Here is a 19,324-nt window from a genome sequence, read left to right on the forward strand (position 1 = left end):
TTATTTCCCCTTTCTCATCATGTTGCTAGGGTATACTTTTTGATCAAGCTTAAATTTCACAATTTGCAGTGGATGACGAGCGGCATCGAGTTCGTTCCCTTTTTCGTCCCAAATCGTCTCAATCTTGCATGTGAAATTTTCGATTTCTGGACCGAAAAATTCAACTTCGTCGCCAGCTTTAAAGAAATTACGCTGCTGTAATGTGACAATTTGTTCTTGTTCATCATAATGAAGTACAAGTCCGACGAAATCAAAGGTCGTTTTCTTTCCGTGAATGCCAAACATTTGTTCATCCGTTCCTGGTACACCTTCAAAAAAGGCAGGAGCCGTGTCACGGTTGGCACATTTGTCTAATTCATCGAGCCATTCTTGTTGAATGACGAAATTGTCTGGATCCGCACAGTAAGCATCAATGACTTTACGATAGACACTGACAACTGTTGCTACATAATGAATGGACTTCATTCGTCCTTCAATCTTTAAGCTGTCAATTCCCATTTCGATCATTTGCGGTATGGATTCGATGAGTTTTAAATCTTTTGGACTCATCGCAAATGGTGCGTCTTCTTCACCGAATAAAGGCGCTTCCTCAGAGCCTTCTAGTTTATAAAGGTCATAATCCCAGCGACAAGATTGGCAGCAGCCTCCGCGGTTTGAATCTCTCGCTGTCATATGGTTACTGAGCACGCAACGGCCAGAATAAGCAATACACATCGCCCCGTGAATGAACGTTTCGATTTCAATATCCACTTTTTCTTTCATTTCTTTAATCTCTAGAGCGCTTGTTTCACGTGCAAGAACCACACGCTCAAGCCCCTCTTCCTTCCAAAACTGCACCGCTTTCCAATTTGAAAGAGACTGCTGTGTGCTTAAGTGGACTTCAAGCTTTGGAGCTACTCGTTTGCATGTTTCGATGATGAGTGGATCAGCGACAATAATTCCCGCTACACCCGCTCCTTCAATCCCTTGAAGATATTCTTCCAGCCCGTCCATGTTTTCGTTGTGGGCGAAAATATTCGTTGTCACATAAATGCGAGCACCGTATTTGTTCGCAAATGCGACACCTTCTGCCATTTCTTCGATTGAAAAGTTATCTGCATTTGAACGAAGTCCAAATTCTTTCCCACCAATAAAAACAGCGTCTGCTCCATAATGCACTGCAATTTTTAGTTTTTCTAAGTTTCCTGCTGGCGCTAGCAGTTCTGGTTTTTTTGTAATGACACGTTTTCCATCGATCACTTCAGAAATTCCATCTTTTAAAAGTGCCATTTCCTCTGCCTCCTTTTATCTTAATAAACCGTTTCTTTAAAGAAAAATCCTGTATCGATTGAGCGGTTGACAGGCTGGATCTCTTCAATACGCTCCACCCATTCATCTTTCTGATCTTCATAGGCTTCCTTATCAGTCACTAGTAAATCAATGGCTTTTCGATAGAGGGATGTCACCTCTGTCATATAAGAAAGTGACTTTAAAATTCCGTCAATTTTAAATGAGTCAATGCCTGCGTCGACAAATTCTTCTAATTCATCAATCATACATACATCATTTGGACTCATAATGTGTGTGCCATTTTCATCCTCAAAAATAGGATATTTGTTTTGGCGCTCCTGGTCGTGAAGGAATAGACCTTCTTCCATATTTCTGCCTTCCACGTCCATTTGTTTGCCTTGATATTCAAAATAGTTGCCAACAAGTGTCCGTTTCGATTGGAACATACAGGTCATGCCGTGGACTTGAATTTCAATCTCCACTTCAGCGTTTTCTTTGATATCAATCACGCTATCCATATTGAGTTCTTTGGCAAGAACAGCACGTGTTGCGCCTTTTCTGCCCCAGTAGTTACAAGTGTAATAGTTTGTCCCAGTTGTTTCTGTACTCCAGTGCAGATTCAAGTTGACACCTGTTTCTTTTGCGGCCATGATCACTGCCGGATCTCCAAAAACGACACCATCCACGTTTAACCCATCGAGAAAGGTTAAATAATCTCCAAGCAGTGCCACACGGTCATTATGAAAAATCGCATTCATGGCGACATATACTTTTTTGTGATGTGCATGCGCGATTTGAACCGTTTGTTTCACATCTTCTCTTGAAAATTCACCTGCAAGACGGATTCCATATGTTTGTTCACCTATTAAAAATGCGTCAGCACCCGCTTCAATGAGCGGCAGTACATCCGACACCTTGCTTGGTGTCACAAGCAATTCTGGTTTTTTCATGATTGGTCACCTCTTTTTGTACTAATAGCGATCCCATCTCCAACCGGAATGATACACGTTTGGTAGTCAGGATTTGACATCAGCCATTGATTGTATCGATCAATTTTGCCTATTAATTGTTTTTTTCGTTTATCTTCAATTTCTTCTTCATAATTTGTCGCAACTAAGCCTTTAAATAATACGTTGTCTGTAATAATCATTCCATCATCGGACAGCATCGGTTCAAACAGCTCAAAAAAGCGTTGATACTGGCCTTTTGCCGCATCAATGAAGATCACATCATAGGGCGCCATCGTCTGAACCGTTTTAGCTGATTCGATCGCATCGCCAAAAAACACGTGAATTCTATCTTTGAAATGTAATTCTTCAATATTTCGTGTCGCTTCCTCATAACGTTTTGCATTTCGCTCAATCGTATAGATTTCAGCATCTGGCAGAGCTTCTGCCATTCGAATCGCTGAATAACCAATCGCTGTCCCAACCTCAAGAATCTTCTTCGGTTTTTTCAAAGAAAGCAGCTGCAATAACAGTTCAATGCTCACCTTTTCCATGATTGGCACATGATGCTCTTTCGCATACTCCTCTAATTGAGCGATGGCATCAGGACTCGGCTCAATTAAATCTTCAATATAATCATTTATTTGATCATCTTCGATTGTCATTATATGTCTAGCTCCTTCATGACCTGAAAAAGAAGAGTCCTGCCTGCTGCAGCTCTCTTTCTCGTCAATCTTTCGTTCATCTAAGTAAAAACAACCCGATATATTTTACCACAAAGATGTGGTAATTGCGAACCTATAAAATGGATATAACAACGAAAAAAACTGCAGGCAATTTCACCATTGTCTACAGTCTTTTTCCTCTCACATGGGCGTTAGTTGCTGCCTGTGATGTATTTCGCTTTTGCTTTGTTGTGCTCATTTAACGTTTTCGTAAAGACGACTTCGCCATTTTTCTTTGCTAGGAAGTAAACAAAATCTGTTTTCTCTGGATGGAGTGCTGCTTTCCAAGAAGATTCTCCAGCATTGGCAATAGGTCCAGGCGGCAGCCCTTTGTTTGTGTACGTATTATAAGGTGATTTCACTTTTAAATCTTTGTAATAAACACGGGACTTATGCTCGCCAAGCGCATAAAGAACGGTTGGATCTGTTTGAAGCGGCATGTCCTTTTTCAACCGGTTATAAAACACACTTGAGATTTTTGCCCGGTCTGTTTTTTCGGTTGCTTCCATTTCTATTAGGGATGCCATCGTTAGGACATCATGGATGGACATCTTTCTCTTTTTCATGTCCTTTTCGTACGTTTTCACATATTGATCTGTTTGTTTAATCATTGTGTCAATGATTGTTTCAAGTGATTCATCCTCACGATAAAACGGATACGTCGCCGGGAATAAATATCCCTCTAACGGATGCTTGACTTGTTTCCCGTTCACTTGTGATGTCACCGTTTTCGGGTATTTTTTCATCAATTTTTTAATAAAGGCTGGATCATCCAGCTTCGCTTCAACTTCTTTCGCTGAAAAATTCGTCTGGTTTGCAATAATGGCTGCAATATCAGACAACTGTTTCCCTTCAGGTATCACAAGCTGAAATGCGTAGTCTGTCCCGCCAGATGTCAGCTTTTGAATCAGCTGATCCGCATCCATTGTTTGTTTGAGATGAAAATAGCCCGCTTTAAAGCCTGACGCTTTTTTGTACTTTGCATAGTAAGTGAAAATCGTGTCATTTGAAATCAGTTCATTTTCTTTTAAAATGCTAGCAATTCCACTGACAGATGTCCCATTTGGAATATGAATATTAATGGTTTGTTTGCTTTTTTGATCGACCGGCCCGAGTGCTGATTTTACATATAAAAAACCTGATAATGCTGCAATGATGATCACAGCAAGTACAGATAACAGGACGATCCCCATTTTTCGTTTAAAAAATGGTCGTTTCTTTTGTTCTGAAAACATGCATGGCCCTCCTCACATCTAGCTTTTATAGTACATGATTCGACGGAGTTCGGCAATTACTTGCTCATGCATGTCATGACAGAACTTGCCATAGTGTGGCTAAACCGACACCGCCTCCACTTCCAATTGCAGCCATGACATAGCTTCCATTCGGTAAGGCGCGGGCTTCGTAAAACAGTCTCACCATCATAGCAGCTCCCGAGGCGCTATATGGATGCCCAAGACAAAGCGCACCGCCTCTTTTATTGATACGGTCATAAGGAATACCTAGTGTCCGGGCAATGAGCACTACTTTGAGCGCAAACGCTTCATTGATTTCAAAAAGTGCAACATCTTCTATCTTCACTTGTTCTTTATGTAAAAGTTTCTTGATTGCATCAATTGGTGAAGCAGCAGGATAATGCGGGTCCATAGCGGTCACGGCACTCCCGATATACCGCAGCATAGGGCTGAAGCCTTTTGCCTCCGCTTCCGCTCTTTCCATCACAACGACGGCAGCTGCACCATCTGCTTCTTTACAGCTATTGGTCACAGTCACAGTACCTTTGCCTGGTAAAAAGACAGGTTTTGCCCGCTTTATCAAGCTTGCAATCGGTCTTATTTTAGCTGCCGCTTCATCTGTACTCATCCCGCTAATCGGAACAATTTCTTCTGAATACGTTCCTTGCTTGAATGCGGTTATACTTCGTTCCCAGCTTAAAAGTGCATAGTCATCTTGCTCTTGTCTCGCAACTGAAAATCTCGACGCCGTCAGCTCTGCCGCTTCCCCCATATGAGGGTCCCCTATCCACTCTGGAGAAAAGCGGGCCCTTTCTTTCATTGGTGACCGAGAAATGCTTTCCGTTCCACCAGCGATATATATTGATCCCTCCCCCGACTGAATCATGATGCACGCTGTTCTAATGGCTTCAAGACCGGAAGCACACTGCCTATCAATGGTCATACCCGGAATATGTAATGAAAGCCTGCTTCTAACGAGGACAGACGGGCAATGTTGCCACCACCCCCGACGACATTGCCTAAAATGATGTCATCTGGCTTGGTCACGTTTGAAAAATGCTGGATCAAGGGCGCAGCTAGATGCTCTGGCCGGTAATCCTTCAACATTCCATTTTTCTCACCGAAGGGCGTCCGTTTCGCTTGTACGATCACGGCTTGCATAATAGTTGTTCCTCCGCCCACTTTTTCATACTGGCACGAGCGATTTTCCCTCCTGATGTTTCGATCATTTTGTCCGTGACGAGCCATTTTTTTGGTACTTTGTATGCCGCTAATGTTTCTTTTACAGCTTGCCGAATAGTTTTTGTTTGTTGTACATTCTCAATAATGGCAACAGGGATTTCCCCCCAATATGGATCAGGAAGTCCAATCACGATTGACCGATTCACCTCTGGCTGTTCATTCAGCACACGCTCAATTTCCTCTGGAAAAATATTCAGTCCCCCATAGACAATCATGCCATTCTCGCGGCCGCTCATATACAAGTAACCATCCTCGTCAAGCCACCCCATATCATAAACGGTCAACCACTCTGCGGGCGGCTTTTCATCTTGTAAATAGCCTGAAAAAGACATTGGGCTTTTCACATAAATTCTCCCGATTTCATTTGGCTTGCAAACGGTTTGATCTGCCCTCCTGATTTCAACCTGAATAGAAGGAAAAAGCTTTCCGACAGAAGTAGGCTTTTGCAAAAAATCATCTGAAGATAAATAGGAGACAAAGCTCAATTCTGATGTTCCATAAAAATCAAAAAATGTGATGTGGGGATTGCGGTTGACGAGCTGTTTTTTTGAAGAGTTTCCCCAATCTGCACCAGAAGACAGGACAAGAAGCGGATGTTTTCCGAAGGCATCCATTTGCAGTAACGATTCTGTCATGGTCGGAACCGTATAAATAGCCGTGATGTCTCCTCTTTCTAAGATGTTCTTTGCTTTATCTGGCACAAATTTTTCTAACAATGTCACGGTGCCCCCGAAATAAAGTGTGCTGATCGCCCCGTATAAAAAATGAGAGGATAAAAGTGTGCCCAAAATCAGTACATGATCTTTATGTGTGATCCCAAAGACGGAAGCTGTCATTTGAAAGCTCTCGATCCATGACTGCTGGCGTCTTATGAAGGCTTTGGGCGATCCCGTTGATCCTGAAGTAAATCCCATATAAAAAGCAGGATCTTCCTCCGGTTCACCTTTGTTCGATTGAACGTTTATGCTGATTCTTTCTTTCCATTCAGATAAAGAGAGCACTGGCATATCCAGCTTGTACTTTTCAATCCTTTTGATATATCGATCTTCCACAATGACAAGGTCCGCGTCGCTTAATAAAAGCTTTTCCGCGCATTCCTTGTCACTCCACCGCGGATCAAGAGGCACCGCTGTCCATCCTGCAGAAGCTGCGCCAGCAAATAGTTGGAGAAACGGAACACCATTTGATACTAAAAAAGCGACTCTTTTTTGCTGATGAGGCGTTTCTTTTAACCATTGTGCAGATGACTGCACACGCTCATGCCATTCTTCATAAGTGATCTTCTCTTTTTCATCTATAATCGCCATCTGATCTGGCTTCACTTTTGCATGAGCTGCATAGCTTTCCGTTATTCTCATCAAACTGCTCGCCTCCCTCTATGTAAGTCCCTTTTTCGATATGACATCGCTTGAATGATTTTCACCGTGAAGACGGCACATATCCCTGCTTTGATCAGATCACCCGGTAAATAAATGACGCTGAACAGAGCTGCTTGCGTGATCTTTATATGCATCATCATGGCTTGAAAGGGTATTCCGCCTATATATAATATCCCGATACTGCATACCGCATAGATCAAAAATAGTCGTAAGGCCGTCACTTTCTTCAGCCGGTTCAGCCACAGGCTGATCATAAAGGCAGCCACTGGATAAGCAAGTAAAAAACCACCGCTTGGCCCAAAAAAGACCCCTATACCGCCTCTCCCTCCAGATAAAAGAGGTGCGCCTGCTGCCACTATTAGGAGAAACAGAAGTAAACTAATCAGCGCTTGCTTTGGTTTTAAGAGCCCACCAGCAAGCAAAAGACCTGCGGTTTGCATTGTGATTGGTACAGGTGTAAACGCAAGAAAAATAGGCGGAATCAATCCTAACATCCCAATAACTGCTGTCATTAATGCCATTTGCATCATATCGTGAATTTTCAATTTTCATACCCCTCACTCGATGTTTTTGATAAAAATAGCGTAAAAGGTCGAGTGATATATGTCAACTAAATTTATATAATAGTTTACATATAGAATGTAAAAAAGACCTGTGAAGAAAGATCACAGAGATCATGTTCACAGGCCTTTTATTCGTTCTATTCTTCTTCGTCTTCTTGATCTAAGAACGTATTTAACGTTTCTTCAATCATGTCCCACTCTTCATCCGTTTCAATTGGCTCTAATTCGCCATCTTCACCGTCTTCGTTTGGTGTGAAGCTTGATGCATGAATTTCAATTTCTTCGTTATCTTGTTCAGAAATTGGGTAGTAAAGAACATATGATTTGTTAAAATGGTCGCTTTCAAAAGTAAATAGTACTTCGCAAAGCTGCTCATTTCCATTATCATCAACGATTGTAATTTGCTTTTCTCCGTGTTCCATTTGATTCACCTCATTTTAATTTAAGCTGTCTAAGTACCCTTGAAGGATCATAACAGCCGCCATTTTATCAATGACTTTTTTACGCTTTTGTCTGCTCACATCTGCAGAGATGAGCATTTTTTCTGCTGCCATCGTTGACAGACGCTCGTCCCAAAGCACAACAGGAACATTGTACGTGTTTTCTAACACTTTCGCAAATGATTGGCTGGCCTCGCCTCTTGGACCGACCGTACCGTTCATATTTTTTGGAAAACCAAGTACAATTTTATCCGTTCCATATTGCGAGACGATCTCAGACAGGCGGCTGAGACCAAAGTCTCCGCCTGCTTCATCAATTTTAATGGTTTCAATCCCTTGAGCTGTCCATCCCATTTCATCACTGATTGCCACACCAAGGGTTTTCGTGCCTAAATCTAAGCCTAAAATTCTCATGTTTTACGCCTCTTTATGTGTCTCTAAGTACGATTTAACCAATTCCTCAATTAATTCGTCTCGTTCTAGTTTACGAATTAGGTTGCGTGCATCCTGATGTCTTGGAATATAAGCAGGGTCGCCTGACAGCAAGTATCCGACAATTTGATTGATCGGGTTGTATCCTTTTTCTTGGAGTGCGTCATAAACTGTTATGAGCACTTCATTCACATTGGTTTCAGCTGAATCATCAGAGAAGTTAAACTTCATTGTCTTATCAAATGAACTCACTGCTTCTTGCACCTCTCTTCCAACATTCTACTAGCAAGCTTTTTTCTAACCGCTCATCTAATACCATTATTCTACACTACATTGACTGATTATAAAACGGATTTGACAGATTCTTCGACAGTTGCCAGTGCTTCTTCAAGCTTTTCTGGCTGTTTCCCGCCTGCTTGTGCCATATCTGGGCGTCCGCCTCCGCCTCCGCCGCAAATTTCAGCTGCCTGCTTCACAAGTTTTCCTGCATGAAGACCTTTTTCAATGACGTCTTTTGTCACACCGGCTGAAATGTTGACTTTTCCATTTTGAACGGCACCAAGTACGATGACAGCTGAACCTAATTTCGCTTTTAATTCATCAACCATCGTTCTTAAATGGTTCATGTCTTTGGCGTTTACTTTTTCAGTTAACACGTTCACTCCGCCAACTTCGATAACTTTTTCCAAAATAGAGCCAGCTTCTGCTTGACTTAATTTCGCAAGAAGTGATTCGTTTTCTCTTTGAACTTCTTTTAAATCAGCCTGCAAGGAAGCGATGCGTTTTGGTACATCTTTTGTATTTGATTTCAGTTCATTAGCTGCCTTTTCTAAAATCGCAAGCTGATCATTTAATTCTTCATAAGCACCTTTACCTGTTACAGCCTCAATACGGCGTGTTCCAGCACCAATACCCGATTCAGATGCAATTTTAAACAATCCGATCTCCGCAGTGTTTTGAACGTGACAGCCTCCGCATAACTCGATGCTGTAATCACCCACTTGCACCACACGGACAATATCGCCATACTTCTCGCCAAACAGCGCCATTGCACCCATTTCTTTTGCTTCAGCAATTGGTTTCAGGTCAATGGCAACCGAAATGCCTTCCCAAATCTTTTCGTTGACGATTTTTTCAATTTGTGACAATTCTTCTTTCGTTACTTGTCCAAAGTGAGAAAAGTCAAAGCGAAGTCTGTTTTCATTCACAAGTGAACCGGCTTGGTTAACGTGGCTGCCCAATACATCTTTTAGCGCTTGGTGCAAAAGATGTGTCGCTGTGTGATTTTTCACAATGCCTTTTCGAAGCGCTGATTCGACTTCTGCAGTGACTTCAATGCCTTTTTGAACCGTACCACTTACGACGACTCCTTCGTGGACATGCTGGCCGTTTGGCGCCTTTTTCACATCTTTGATATCAATGATCGCTTCGGCACTTTTTAACGTTCCTTTATCCGCCACTTGTCCGCCGCTTTCCGCATAGAAAGGTGTTTCATCTAATAAAATTTGCACCGTTTCCCCTTCGTGAGCTTCTGTGACAATTTCACCGTTTTGAAGCAATTCGATAACACGAGCATCTGCAGTTAAATTTTCGTAGCCCACAAACGTACTTTCTGCTTTAATATCGCCTAAAGCCCCTCCTTGAACCTGCATACTACCTACATCTTGTCTGGCATTTCTTGCACGTTCACGCTGCTTCTCCATTTCTAGCTGGAAGCCTTCACGATCGACTGTCATGTTCTCATCTTCTGCATATTCTTCCGTGAGTTCGACCGGGAATCCATATGTGTCATAAAGCTTAAACACATCTTTACCGGAAATTTGTGAGCTGCCATTGTCTCGTTCTTTTTTGATCACTTCTGATAAAATGGCTAACCCTTCATTCAGTGTCTCATGGAAACGCTCTTCTTCATTTTTGATCACTTTTGCAATAAATTCTTCTTTTGCTTGAACATCTGGATAGAAATCCTTCATGATCTCCGCAACAACTGGAACTAGGTCATACATAAATGGACGGTGGATATGGATCGTTTTTGCATAACGCACAGCACGGCGCAGCAAACGTCTTAACACATAACCTCGGCCTTCATTAGAAGGAAGTGCTCCGTCACTGACGGCAAAGGCAACAGTACGAATATGGTCAGCAATGACTTTAAATGCTGTGTCTTTTTCTTTTGACTCCCCATAGCTTTCTCCAGAAATCGTTTCTACTGCACGAATAATCGGCATGAACAGGTCTGTATCAAAGTTCGTCGGTACGTTTTGAATAACAGAGACCATACGCTCAAGACCCATTCCTGTATCAATGTTTTTCTTCGGAAGCGGTGTGTATGTACCATCTGGATTATGGTTAAATTCAGAAAAAACAAGATTCCATACTTCTAGATAACGTTCATTTTCTCCGCCTGGATATAATTCAGGGTCGTTCATGTCGTTGCCATATGCTTCGCCGCGATCATAGAAAATTTCTGTATTCGGACCACTTGGCCCCTCGCCAATATCCCAGAAGTTGCCCTCAAGACGAATAATTCGTTCCTCAGGGACACCCATTTTATCTCTCCAAAGAACATACGCTTCTTCATCCTCTGGATGTACCGTGACAGATAACAGATTCGGATCAAAGCCAATCCACTCGTCACTTGTGAGGAATTCCCAAGCCCATTCGATTGCCTCTTCTTTGAAATAGTCTCCAATAGAGAAGTTGCCCAGCATTTCAAAAAACGTATGATGGCGTGCTGTTTTCCCTACATTTTCAATGTCATTTGTACGAATTGATTTTTGTGCGTTGCAAATACGTGGATTCTCAGGCACGACGCGGCCATCGAAGTATTTCTTTAATGTTGCCACCCCGCTGTTAATCCATAAAAGTGTTGGATCGTCATGCGGTACGAGGGACGCACTCGGTTCGACAGCATGTCCTTTTTCTTTAAAAAAATCTAAAAACATTTGACGTACTTGAGCTGAAGTTAAAGTTTTCATCATAAATCCTCCCTTTTTATTCTCAATCTTCACACAAACGAAAAAACATCCCGCCCTATGCAAGCAAAAAACTACTTACACAGGGACGAGATGCTCTCGCGGTACCACCCTGATTATAGACATATGCGTCTATCACCTTCACATCCGATAACGCCGGAAGAGAGCGGCAGTGTTTATCTGCACTCGGGACTAGCTTCCGTTAAAGGTCTGATAAGGCTTTTCTCAGCAAACAAAGCCTCTCTCTGCAACAGCTTTTTAACGTACTCGGGTCCGTCATTGAATTCAATATGTATGAATCGAAATTATTATAGACAACTCGGCTCGTCTTGTCAATGAACGCTTCGTCTCATGTGAATATATTGCACAATAATGACCCTCATAATGGCTGCGGACGGTACGGCTAAAATCATTCCAATCAAGCCAAACAGCTCACCTCCAGCGAGTAACACCAGCATGATCACGACAGGATGCATATGCAGGCTTCTCCCGACAATGATCGGACTCAGTACATTGCTTTCTAAAAATTGAAGCACGGCTACTGTAATTAGCACAATGATCACTGACTTCACTGAGATGGTAAAAGCGATAAAGACAGCTGGGATCGCTCCAATAATCGGGCCAAAATACGGAATGACATTCGTTGCGCCGATTAACATACCTAGTACAAGCGGATATGGAATATGAAACAGCCAAAGAACAATGGCAGCAGCTCCCCCAATTAAAGAACAGACAAGCAATTGCCCTCTAATATAATCCCCAAGTGAGTCATCCACTGCTTTCACAAAGGCATGTCCCCTTTTTCGAAAGCTTGGCGGGGTTAAATACCATGCTGCCCGCTTCATCGTGTTCATATCTTTCACCATATAAAAGACAAGAAAAGGAATAAGTGCAGCAACTAAGGCGTAATCAAGCAATACTTTACAGCTTAGAATCATCCGCTCTGCCCCATTTGCGGCATACGTCTCAGATTGGACAATAAAACGATCCAGCCGTTCATGCAGTCCATCAGGCCAGTGGCTTGTATGACGATGAACATGTGATAAAGCACCATTATACGTTTCGGCAAGCATGGGAATTTGCTCCGACAATTCATTTAACTGAGCGATTAAAACCGGTGCCCCTTTATACACAGCCAAACCAATGCCGCCAAAAAACAGCACATATATCAATAAGAGACTGACCGTCCTCGGCAAACCTCGCTTATGTAGTCTTTCAACAATTGGATAAAGAAGATAAGAAATAAAAATAGCGATTAGAAGCGGGATCAAAACCGCTTTGAGCAATAAAAAAATAGGCATCCATAACTCGTCGAGCTGAACCAAAATGAGTAAAGACGCAAGGACAAGCAGTACACCTGCAGCATATATTAGAAACTCGATCGGACGTTTCTTCACCTTTTTCACCTCTCTTCTTATTGTTTAACCAACTTCTGCAATTATCCATGTAAATAAAATTTGTCCTAACTTTGTTAAAAATGAATACACATGAAACATACGGCTCCATCCAAAGTCACTGTTTGCTGTAAAAATCTCGTTAGAAAATATTCCATTATTTTCTTATTTTCGCCTCATTTATGCTAGAATCCGCTTTAGCTCAATCATTAGAAGAGGAGGTTCTTCATGATCACATTCGAAGAAGTCAACAAGCATTACGGCCAGTTCCATGTACTTAAGGACATTAACCTACATATTCAAAAAGGTGAGGTTGTTGTGATCATCGGTCCTTCAGGATCTGGAAAAAGCACGATGCTCAGGTGTATCAATCGTCTTGAAAGCATTGATGAAGGAAAAGTCCTTGTCAATCAAGTGTCTGTTCAGCATCCGAAAACCAACATCAATCTCATCAGGCAAAATATCGGGATGGTGTTTCAGCACTTCCATCTTTATCCGCATAAGACGGTGCTTGAAAACATTATGCTTGCGCCGATGAAGGTTAAAAAAGTGAGCAAAGAAGAAGCAAAGGAAACAGCTGAATTTTATTTAAATAAAGTTGGCATTCCTGAAAAAGCAGACACCTACCCTTCTAGACTCTCAGGAGGACAGCAGCAGCGTGTGGCAATCGCAAGGGGACTTGCAATGAAACCTGAGGTCATGCTTTTCGATGAACCAACATCAGCTCTTGATCCAGAGATGATCGGTGAGGTGCTAGATGTGATGAAACAGCTGGCAAGGGAAGGAATGACAATGGTCGTTGTCACGCACGAGATGGGGTTTGCCCGTGAAGTCGCAGACCGTATTGTGTTTATTGATGAAGGAAGAATTCTTGAAGAATCTACACCAGCTGCCTTTTATGAAAAACCGCGCGAGAAACGCGCTCAGCTCTTTTTAAGCCGTATTTTAAATCACTAGGGGGAATGAATTTGATGAAAAAAATGAAACGCTTTGGCCTATTACTGTTGATGACTTGCTGTATGATCGCTCTCGCTGCCTGCGGCTCTGCCGAGAAAGGCTCAACCGATGCAAAACAAGGCAGCTCATTAGAAGCCATTAAGAAAGACAAAAAAATCGTTTTCGGTGTGAAAAACGATACTCGTTTATTTGGTCTAAAAAATCCTAGTAGCGGGGATATTGAAGGGTTTGATATCGATATCGCAAAAGCGATCACTAAAGAAATGCTCGGTGATGAAGGAAAAGCAGAATTTAAAGAAGTGACATCTAAAACAAGAATTCCTTTACTGCAAAAAGGAGATATTCATGCCATTGTTGCCACAATGACGATCACAGAAGAGCGTAAAAAAGAGGTCAATTTCTCAGATGTTTACTTTGAAGCAGGACAATCACTGCTTGTGAAAAAAGGCAGCGACATTCAATCGATTGATGATCTAAAAAAAGGTACGAAGGTGCTTGCAGTGAAAGGGTCCACTTCTTCTCAAAACATTCGCGAAAAAGCACCAGAAGCATCCGTTTTAGAATTTGAAAATTACCAAGAAGCCTTTACAGCCTTAAAATCAAATCAAGGGCAAGTTCTGACAACTGATAATGCAATTTTATTTGGCATGGCAGACGAAGATTCAAATTATGAAGTCGTTGGTGGAACATTTACCGATGAGCCTTATGGCATCGCTGTGAAAAAAGGCGATGAAGAATTGACAGAAGCCATTAATAAAGCGTTAAAGGCATTAAAAGACAATGGAGAGTATGACAAGATTCATAAAAAATGGATCAAAGAATAATCAATTGACTCGATCAACCTCAACACCCTCAGGAGAGCCGCTTGCCGGCTCCTCTGTTGATTAGGAAGGAAGTGAACTGATTGCTGCGGTTTTCCATTTTAACTGAGAACTTCCATCTTTATTTAGAAGGGTTTAAATATACGATTGGTGCAAGTGTCATTGCGTTGATTGGAAGCTTTTTCATCGGTACACTCATTGCCATCATGAGAATTGCGCCACTAAGGCCGCTCAACTGGTTAGGGACGGCTTATGTGGAATTTATTCGGAATATTCCGTTATTATTGATCACCTTTGTGTTCTTTTTTGGTTTACCGGTACTTGGCATTGTGGCAGATGGCTTTACAGCAGGAACCATTGCCCTCTCCATTTATACGTCTGCTTTTATCGCTGAAGCCATTCGTGCAGGTATACAAGCTGTACCGCTTGGACAAATGGAAGCTGCTAGAGCTTCTGGTCTGTCCTATGGCGGAACGATGCGATATATTATTCTGCCGCAGGCCATCAAAATTGTCATTCCACCACTTGGGAATCAATTTATCAACCTTGTGAAAAACTCGTCTATTTTAGGTGTCATTGCAGGGTTTGATCTGATGTACCAAGGAGACCTTATCGCTTCGAGAACGTTTGTGACATTTGATGTATACATCTTTGTTGCCATGTTCTATCTTCTATTGACCATTCCGCTTAGTCTAGGCGTTGGTTATTTAGAAAAAAGATTAGCCCGAAGCCACTAGAAAGGAGGAAACACAATGGATTTTATAGGTGCCTACCAGCCCGATCATCTCGCCTTTTTACTTGAAGGATTTGCTGTCACCTTAAAAGTGGCTTTTATCTCCATCATTTTAAGCTTTATCATCGGATTAGTCGTTGGCACATTGAGGTTCGCACAAATCCCTATTTTATCAAAGGTGCTTGCGGTCATTGTTGAAACCGTTCGGAACCTGCCGCTTTTGCTGATCATCTTTTTTACGTATTTCGCCCTGCCTGAAATCGGTATTAAGCTGAGCATTACGGCCTCTGCCATTGCGGCTTTAACCGTGTTTGAATCCGCCATGCTGTCAGAAATTATTCGTAGTGGATTAAAATCAATTGATAAAGGACAAATCGAAGCGGCCAGGTCCTCTGGTTTAACGTATATTCAAACGTTAAAAATGATTATCATGCCACAGGCGTTACGCCGAATGGTCCCGCCGATTGTCAGTCAATTTATTTCTCTTTTAAAAGATACATCGCTTGCCGTTGTGATTGCCCTTCCAGAGTTATTGCATCACGCGCAGATTTTAAATGGTCAAAGCCAATCTTATTTACTTCCTATTTTCCTCTTGGCGGCCATGATGTATTTTGTTGTGAACTTCAGCTTGTCTATACTTGCACGGAGATTAGAGTACAGGCAGGCATAAAAAAAGGACATCCGCTCATGGTGGATGTCCCTTTTTGTTTAAAGCATTCGCATAACTCGTTTTCTCATCTTTTTCATATCCCGCTTAGATGGCATATCATATCGACTTGCAAAGTGATATGCGAGTGCACCTGCACCAAGCGTTAATAGTGAAGAAGTCATTTTGCCCATTCGAAATTCCCCCTTAACACTTATAGTTGAATTGAACGTTCATCGTCACTAAACAGGTCGTCTAAACTGCTTAGTGTACCGTCTTCCTCCACTTGGTGAGTAGATATTTTGCCTTTTGACAATGTCAATTCAATAAAACAGCCCCAGCAATAATATTGATTGACCCCAATTTTTCCGATGTCTTTACATTTGCAATTTGGGCAAATGAGCATATTCAGCACCTCTTTACGTTCGGTTTAGAACAAGTGCTTCCTTTTGAACATCCATCAAGGTTCCGGCAGCATGCAGCTGCTTTCGAATCCCTGATAGCTCTGTAAAGAAGCCGTCCGAGAGTTCATATGCTACGATTGTGCCCGAATTCATGCAAAAGTATACATCTTCCAAAACACCTAATGTTTCACCATCTGGCGTGCGGATCATTTTCTTTTTTAATTTCGAAAAGAAGAAGGATGGGGCGGAGGTATCTATCTCGATGCCCTTCTGGCAGCTCACATATAGACCTTTGTCTGTCAGTTTGTCGCCAGCAGAGAATGGAATGAAAGCACAGTCTTTCTTTTTCCCATCTAAAATATATCCCCCGCAGCTGCCGCCGGCTAAAAAGCAAATATCTTTGATCGCCCCAAGTGAATGAGACAGCTCGTCTGTATAGATCGTCAGTCCTTCAAGCTCTCGACATGTTCTCAAAATGTGATCAACCACCTTTTCGGAACAGTCTTATCGTGTGCGTTTCCTCTATGACTCATACGAAGAAATGGCTTCCATGAAGGAAGCCATCAGCGTGTAGACAAACCCTCGCATTCTTTGTCAGTCCTGCGTGCTGGTGCTCACGAATGTCAAATTCGCTCCGCGCCAGTACTCGTCCTTCCTAGGGCTGCAAAGGTTTTCTTTCACGCTGAAAAAAAACAAAGGGCTAAAATCAAGTTCATTTTAGCCCTTTGTTTAACAATATGATGGCTTCCATGGAAGCCATTTACTCTTGCATAAAATCAAACGGAGTGATTCCCTCCATGCCAATATTGGCATCGTGTACGCTGAAAGGAAGTTCTTTTTGGAGGGCTGCTAGTTCAGCATCCATGACTTCTTCCGTTTCAGTAAGACGCATGGTTAAAGACGTTTGTCTGAGGGAGTCTTCATTATTTTTTACGCCCCACTCTAATGCTGATTCCTCGCCGCACAAAATTAAAAACTTTTTACTTCGTGTAATGGCCGTGTAAAGCAAATTTCTTCGAAGCATTCGATAATAACTTCTCACGACTGGCAGCACCACGATTGGGAATTCACTGCCCTGGGATTTATGAATCGAGCAACAATAAGCGTGTGTAAATTGATGAAAATCTTTTTTCGTAAACGTGATTTCATTTCCATCAAAGGAGATGACCGCCATATCTTCTTTTTCCGTGTTTTCTTTCGCATAAAAGATCGAGACAATTTCGCCAATATCTCCATTAAAAATGTTATTCTCGGGCTGATTGACAAGCTGAAGTACCTTATCACCTGTCCGGTAGACGACATCACCAAATGGAATTTCTCTTCCTTTTGGCTTTTTAGGATTCAAAATTTGCTGGAGCATTTTATTCAGTTCATTAATGCCTGCTTTTCCTTTATACATCGGGGCAAGTACTTGAATGTCCTTTGCTGAATACCCCTTTTGAGCAGCATTGCTGACCACTTTCTCGATGACTTCTTTCATTTGGTCACTAGAGCACTGAATAAAGGATCGATCCTTCGAGCGTGCAGTAATATCCTTTGGCAATACACCATTTTTCATATCATGCGCAAGCTCAACAATTGTTGAACCGTCTGCCTGCCGGTAAATATCAGTTAATGTAACTGCCGGTATAGCTTGTGACGCAAGCAGGTCTCTTAACACTTGACCAGGTCCGACAGATGGAAGTTGATGTTCGTCTCCAACCATAATGACTTGAATATGATCTGGGATCGCCTTAAACAAATGGTTCGCCAGCCAAATATCCAGCATACTCGATTCATCAATGATGACAAGCTTTCCTTCAATCGGCTGGTCTTCATCATGTGAGAAGCCTTCTGATCCATTCCAGCCTAGCAGCCGGTGAATGGTCACAGCAGGAAGTCCAGTGGATTCTGTCATTCGTTTCGCAGCACGTCCAGTTGGTGCGGCAAGCACGAACGGAAATGCTTCATCTTTTTTATAATCACCCGGGTCAAGAGATACGCCGTGAAGATCGCTGTAAAGCTCGACAATCCCTTTAATGACCGTCGTTTTCCCTGTACCCGGTCCGCCTGTTAAAAGCAGCATTGGAGACATGAGTGCCTTTTGAATGGCTTCTTTTTGGGTTGGTGCATACTGGACACCCAGCCGTTCCTCCAGTTCACCGAGTGCGAGCAGAAATTCTGATTCAGGAAATTGATCTGCATATTCCGTTTGAGCGACAATTTTTTGAATGCGTTTTGCCACACTTTGCTCCGCATAAAAGAGCGACGGATGATAACAGCGCTCATCTTCAATGATCATGTCTTTCCCTTCACCAAGTGCAATGATCTGATTGGCAACGTCCATTTCAGTCACTTTGTAGTCATTGCCGGTTTGATTCAGTAGTTTACGGGTTTCGATGATCAGATCTTTCGTTTGTATGTACGTATGACCGTCTTGCAGGCTTGCTGTCTCAACGGTATACAAAAGGGCTGCACGAATGCGTTCTGGATCATTTCCAGATATCCCTGTTCTAGCGCCGAGTTCATCTGCTTTAATAAATCCAATCCCCTCGACGTCTTTGACGAGCTGATAAGGATTTTCTTCAATTTTCTGCAACGTTTCACTCTCGTACGCTTGGTAAATCTTCATACTAAGCTGAGGACCAAAGCCATATTGATTCAGGCTGATCATGATTTGCTCAAGCCCTTGATGCTCCTGAAGTGCGGCAGCCAGCTTATCTGCCTTCTTTTTTGACAGGCGAGGGACGTCATACAACACAGACGGATCACGCATAATTTGATGAAGCGTCTGATTGCCTAACTTGCCGACGATTTCTTCCGCCGTCTTTTTCCCAATCCCTTCAAACAAGTCACTAGAGAGATAATGAATAATGCCTTGTTTTGTTGTAGGGACTTCCTTTTGAAAATGAGTGGCTTGAAACTGCTCGCCAAACTTCGGATGACTTGTGACCTTGCCATAGAAGGTGTAGGTTTCCTCCTCATGAAGCGCTGGGAAGTAGCCTGTGACAGATGCTGTTTTTTCCTCTAAATTCTCTGATGTTTCAATCACTTTTACTTTTAACACCGAGTATAAATTACTTTCGTTATGGAAAATAACGGCTTGAACCGTCCCTTTTAAAAACGGTTCGTCTTCAAGCTTCATTTGATCTGGATGTTCCTGCACAGGTCTTCCCTCCTTCC

The 19,324-nt window shown here is 42.3% G+C and carries 19 protein-coding genes, 1 pseudogene and 1 other annotated feature; of the genes and pseudogenes, 4 read left to right on the forward strand and 16 right to left on the reverse strand.

Going from position 1 to position 19,324, the window contains the following annotated elements:
* The 12 genes and pseudogenes from EBQ12_RS09845 to EBQ12_RS09900 form a co-directional block, all read right to left on the reverse strand.
* Complete coding sequence (locus tag EBQ12_RS09845) at positions 1–1,269, reverse strand: peptidase U32 family protein (RefSeq protein WP_017358097.1); 1,269 nt, start codon at positions 1,267–1,269, stop codon at positions 1–3.
* A gap of 20 nt (positions 1,270–1,289) precedes the next feature.
* Entirely contained in the window at positions 1,290–2,219 is a 930-nt protein-coding gene (locus EBQ12_RS09850) for a peptidase U32 family protein (RefSeq protein ID WP_007501439.1), read from the reverse strand.
* Entirely contained in the window at positions 2,216–2,881 is a 666-nt protein-coding gene (locus EBQ12_RS09855; RefSeq protein WP_008342672.1) for an O-methyltransferase, read from the reverse strand. Before EBQ12_RS09855 ends, EBQ12_RS09850 begins: the two co-directional genes overlap by 4 nt.
* Before the next feature lie 212 nt (positions 2,882–3,093).
* Positions 3,094–4,176, reverse strand: a complete 1,083-nt coding sequence (mltG, locus tag EBQ12_RS09860) for an endolytic transglycosylase MltG (protein ID WP_035701691.1) — start codon at positions 4,174–4,176, stop codon at positions 3,094–3,096.
* A 73-nt stretch (positions 4,177–4,249) separates the two neighbouring features.
* Positions 4,250–5,337, reverse strand: a pseudogene (locus EBQ12_RS09865) (acetyl-CoA C-acyltransferase).
* Complete coding sequence (locus tag EBQ12_RS09870; protein WP_164511645.1) at positions 5,325–6,776, reverse strand: acyl-CoA synthetase; 1,452 nt, start codon at positions 6,774–6,776, stop codon at positions 5,325–5,327. The pseudogene EBQ12_RS09865 and the gene EBQ12_RS09870 overlap by 13 nt, the downstream one beginning before the upstream one ends.
* Positions 6,776–7,342 carry a biotin transporter BioY gene (locus EBQ12_RS09875; RefSeq protein WP_125589861.1) on the reverse strand — a complete coding sequence of 189 codons (567 nt, stop codon included), beginning with the start codon at positions 7,340–7,342 and terminating at the stop codon, positions 6,776–6,778. Before EBQ12_RS09875 ends, EBQ12_RS09870 begins: the two co-directional genes overlap by 1 nt.
* Positions 7,343–7,497: 155 nt before the next feature.
* Positions 7,498–7,782 carry a DUF1292 domain-containing protein gene (locus EBQ12_RS09880; RefSeq protein ID WP_017358102.1) on the reverse strand — a complete coding sequence of 95 codons (285 nt, stop codon included), beginning with the start codon at positions 7,780–7,782 and terminating at the stop codon, positions 7,498–7,500.
* A 15-nt stretch (positions 7,783–7,797) separates the two neighbouring features.
* On the reverse strand, positions 7,798–8,214 hold the full coding sequence (ruvX, locus tag EBQ12_RS09885; RefSeq protein ID WP_003216519.1) for a Holliday junction resolvase RuvX: 417 nt from the start codon (positions 8,212–8,214) through the stop codon (positions 7,798–7,800).
* Positions 8,215–8,217: 3 nt separating this feature from the next.
* Entirely contained in the window at positions 8,218–8,484 is a 267-nt protein-coding gene (locus EBQ12_RS09890) for an IreB family regulatory phosphoprotein (RefSeq protein WP_024718370.1), read from the reverse strand.
* Positions 8,485–8,573: 89 nt separating this feature from the next.
* The gene (gene alaS, locus EBQ12_RS09895; RefSeq protein WP_125589862.1) at positions 8,574–11,210 is read right to left on the reverse strand and encodes an alanine--tRNA ligase; all 2,637 of its coding nucleotides are present in this window, start codon (positions 11,208–11,210) and stop codon (positions 8,574–8,576) included.
* A gap of 78 nt (positions 11,211–11,288) precedes the next feature.
* Positions 11,289–11,496 (reverse strand) — a binding site (T-box leader).
* Between the two features lie 43 nt (positions 11,497–11,539).
* Positions 11,540–12,604: an AI-2E family transporter gene (locus tag EBQ12_RS09900; RefSeq protein WP_017358104.1), complete on the reverse strand. Its 1,065-nt coding sequence runs from the start codon at positions 12,602–12,604 to the stop codon at positions 11,540–11,542.
* A gap of 225 nt (positions 12,605–12,829) precedes the next feature.
* On the opposite strand from EBQ12_RS09900, the gene EBQ12_RS09905 reads away from it, so the two are divergent.
* From EBQ12_RS09905 to EBQ12_RS09920, 4 genes are all read left to right on the forward strand, one after another.
* Positions 12,830–13,558, forward strand: a complete 729-nt coding sequence (locus tag EBQ12_RS09905) for an amino acid ABC transporter ATP-binding protein (RefSeq protein ID WP_007501456.1) — start codon at positions 12,830–12,832, stop codon at positions 13,556–13,558.
* Positions 13,559–13,572: 14 nt separating this feature from the next.
* Entirely contained in the window at positions 13,573–14,382 is an 810-nt protein-coding gene (locus EBQ12_RS09910) for a transporter substrate-binding domain-containing protein (protein ID WP_008342689.1), read from the forward strand.
* An 80-nt stretch (positions 14,383–14,462) separates the two neighbouring features.
* Positions 14,463–15,116, forward strand: a complete 654-nt coding sequence (locus EBQ12_RS09915; protein WP_007501460.1) for an amino acid ABC transporter permease — start codon at positions 14,463–14,465, stop codon at positions 15,114–15,116.
* Between the two features lie 15 nt (positions 15,117–15,131).
* Positions 15,132–15,782, forward strand: a complete 651-nt coding sequence (locus EBQ12_RS09920; protein WP_008342693.1) for an amino acid ABC transporter permease — start codon at positions 15,132–15,134, stop codon at positions 15,780–15,782.
* 38 nt (positions 15,783–15,820) lie between these two features.
* Here EBQ12_RS09920 and EBQ12_RS09925 read toward each other — a convergent pair whose 3' ends face one another.
* From EBQ12_RS09925 to recD2, 4 genes are all read right to left on the reverse strand, one after another.
* Positions 15,821–15,952, reverse strand: coding sequence for a YrzQ family protein (locus EBQ12_RS09925; protein WP_008342695.1), 132 nt, complete (start codon positions 15,950–15,952; stop codon positions 15,821–15,823).
* A gap of 20 nt (positions 15,953–15,972) precedes the next feature.
* Entirely contained in the window at positions 15,973–16,164 is a 192-nt protein-coding gene (locus EBQ12_RS09930; protein ID WP_003216308.1) for a hypothetical protein, read from the reverse strand.
* A 13-nt stretch (positions 16,165–16,177) separates the two neighbouring features.
* The gene (locus EBQ12_RS09935) at positions 16,178–16,636 is read right to left on the reverse strand and encodes a PRC-barrel domain-containing protein (RefSeq protein WP_125589864.1); all 459 of its coding nucleotides are present in this window, start codon (positions 16,634–16,636) and stop codon (positions 16,178–16,180) included.
* Positions 16,637–16,922: 286 nt separating this feature from the next.
* On the reverse strand, positions 16,923–19,307 hold the full coding sequence (gene recD2, locus EBQ12_RS09940; RefSeq protein ID WP_125589866.1) for an SF1B family DNA helicase RecD2: 2,385 nt from the start codon (positions 19,305–19,307) through the stop codon (positions 16,923–16,925).
* Positions 19,308–19,324 lie beyond the last annotated feature (17 nt).

This window comes from Bacillus sp. 2B09 (assembly GCF_003946835.1).
GTDB classification, from domain to species: Bacteria; Bacillota; Bacilli; order Bacillales; family Bacillaceae; genus Bacillus; species Bacillus altitudinis.

Coding starts and splice junctions, on each gene's coding strand:
- EBQ12_RS09845 (WP_017358097.1), bottom strand. CDS start 1,269: ATGGCACTTTTAAAAGATGGAATTTCTGAAGTGATCGATGGAAAACGT.
- EBQ12_RS09850 (WP_007501439.1), bottom strand. CDS start 2,219: ATGAAAAAACCAGAATTGCTTGTGACACCAAGCAAGGTGTCGGATGTA.
- EBQ12_RS09855 (WP_008342672.1), bottom strand. CDS start 2,881: ATGACAATCGAAGATGATCAAATAAATGATTATATTGAAGATTTAATT.
- mltG (WP_035701691.1), bottom strand. CDS start 4,176: ATGTTTTCAGAACAAAAGAAACGACCATTTTTTAAACGAAAAATGGGG.
- EBQ12_RS09870 (WP_164511645.1), bottom strand. CDS start 6,776: ATGAGAATAACGGAAAGCTATGCAGCTCATGCAAAAGTGAAGCCAGAT.
- EBQ12_RS09880 (WP_017358102.1), bottom strand. CDS start 7,782: ATGGAACACGGAGAAAAGCAAATTACAATCGTTGATGATAATGGAAAT.
- ruvX (WP_003216519.1), bottom strand. CDS start 8,214: ATGAGAATTTTAGGCTTAGATTTAGGCACGAAAACCCTTGGTGTGGCA.
- alaS (WP_125589862.1), bottom strand. CDS start 11,210: ATGAAAACTTTAACTTCAGCTCAAGTACGTCAAATGTTTTTAGATTTT.
- EBQ12_RS09905 (WP_007501456.1), top strand. CDS start 12,830: ATGATCACATTCGAAGAAGTCAACAAGCATTACGGCCAGTTCCATGTA.
- EBQ12_RS09910 (WP_008342689.1), top strand. CDS start 13,573: ATGAAAAAAATGAAACGCTTTGGCCTATTACTGTTGATGACTTGCTGT.
- EBQ12_RS09920 (WP_008342693.1), top strand. CDS start 15,132: ATGGATTTTATAGGTGCCTACCAGCCCGATCATCTCGCCTTTTTACTT.
- EBQ12_RS09925 (WP_008342695.1), bottom strand. CDS start 15,952: ATGGGCAAAATGACTTCTTCACTATTAACGCTTGGTGCAGGTGCACTC.
- EBQ12_RS09930 (WP_003216308.1), bottom strand. CDS start 16,164: ATGCTCATTTGCCCAAATTGCAAATGTAAAGACATCGGAAAAATTGGG.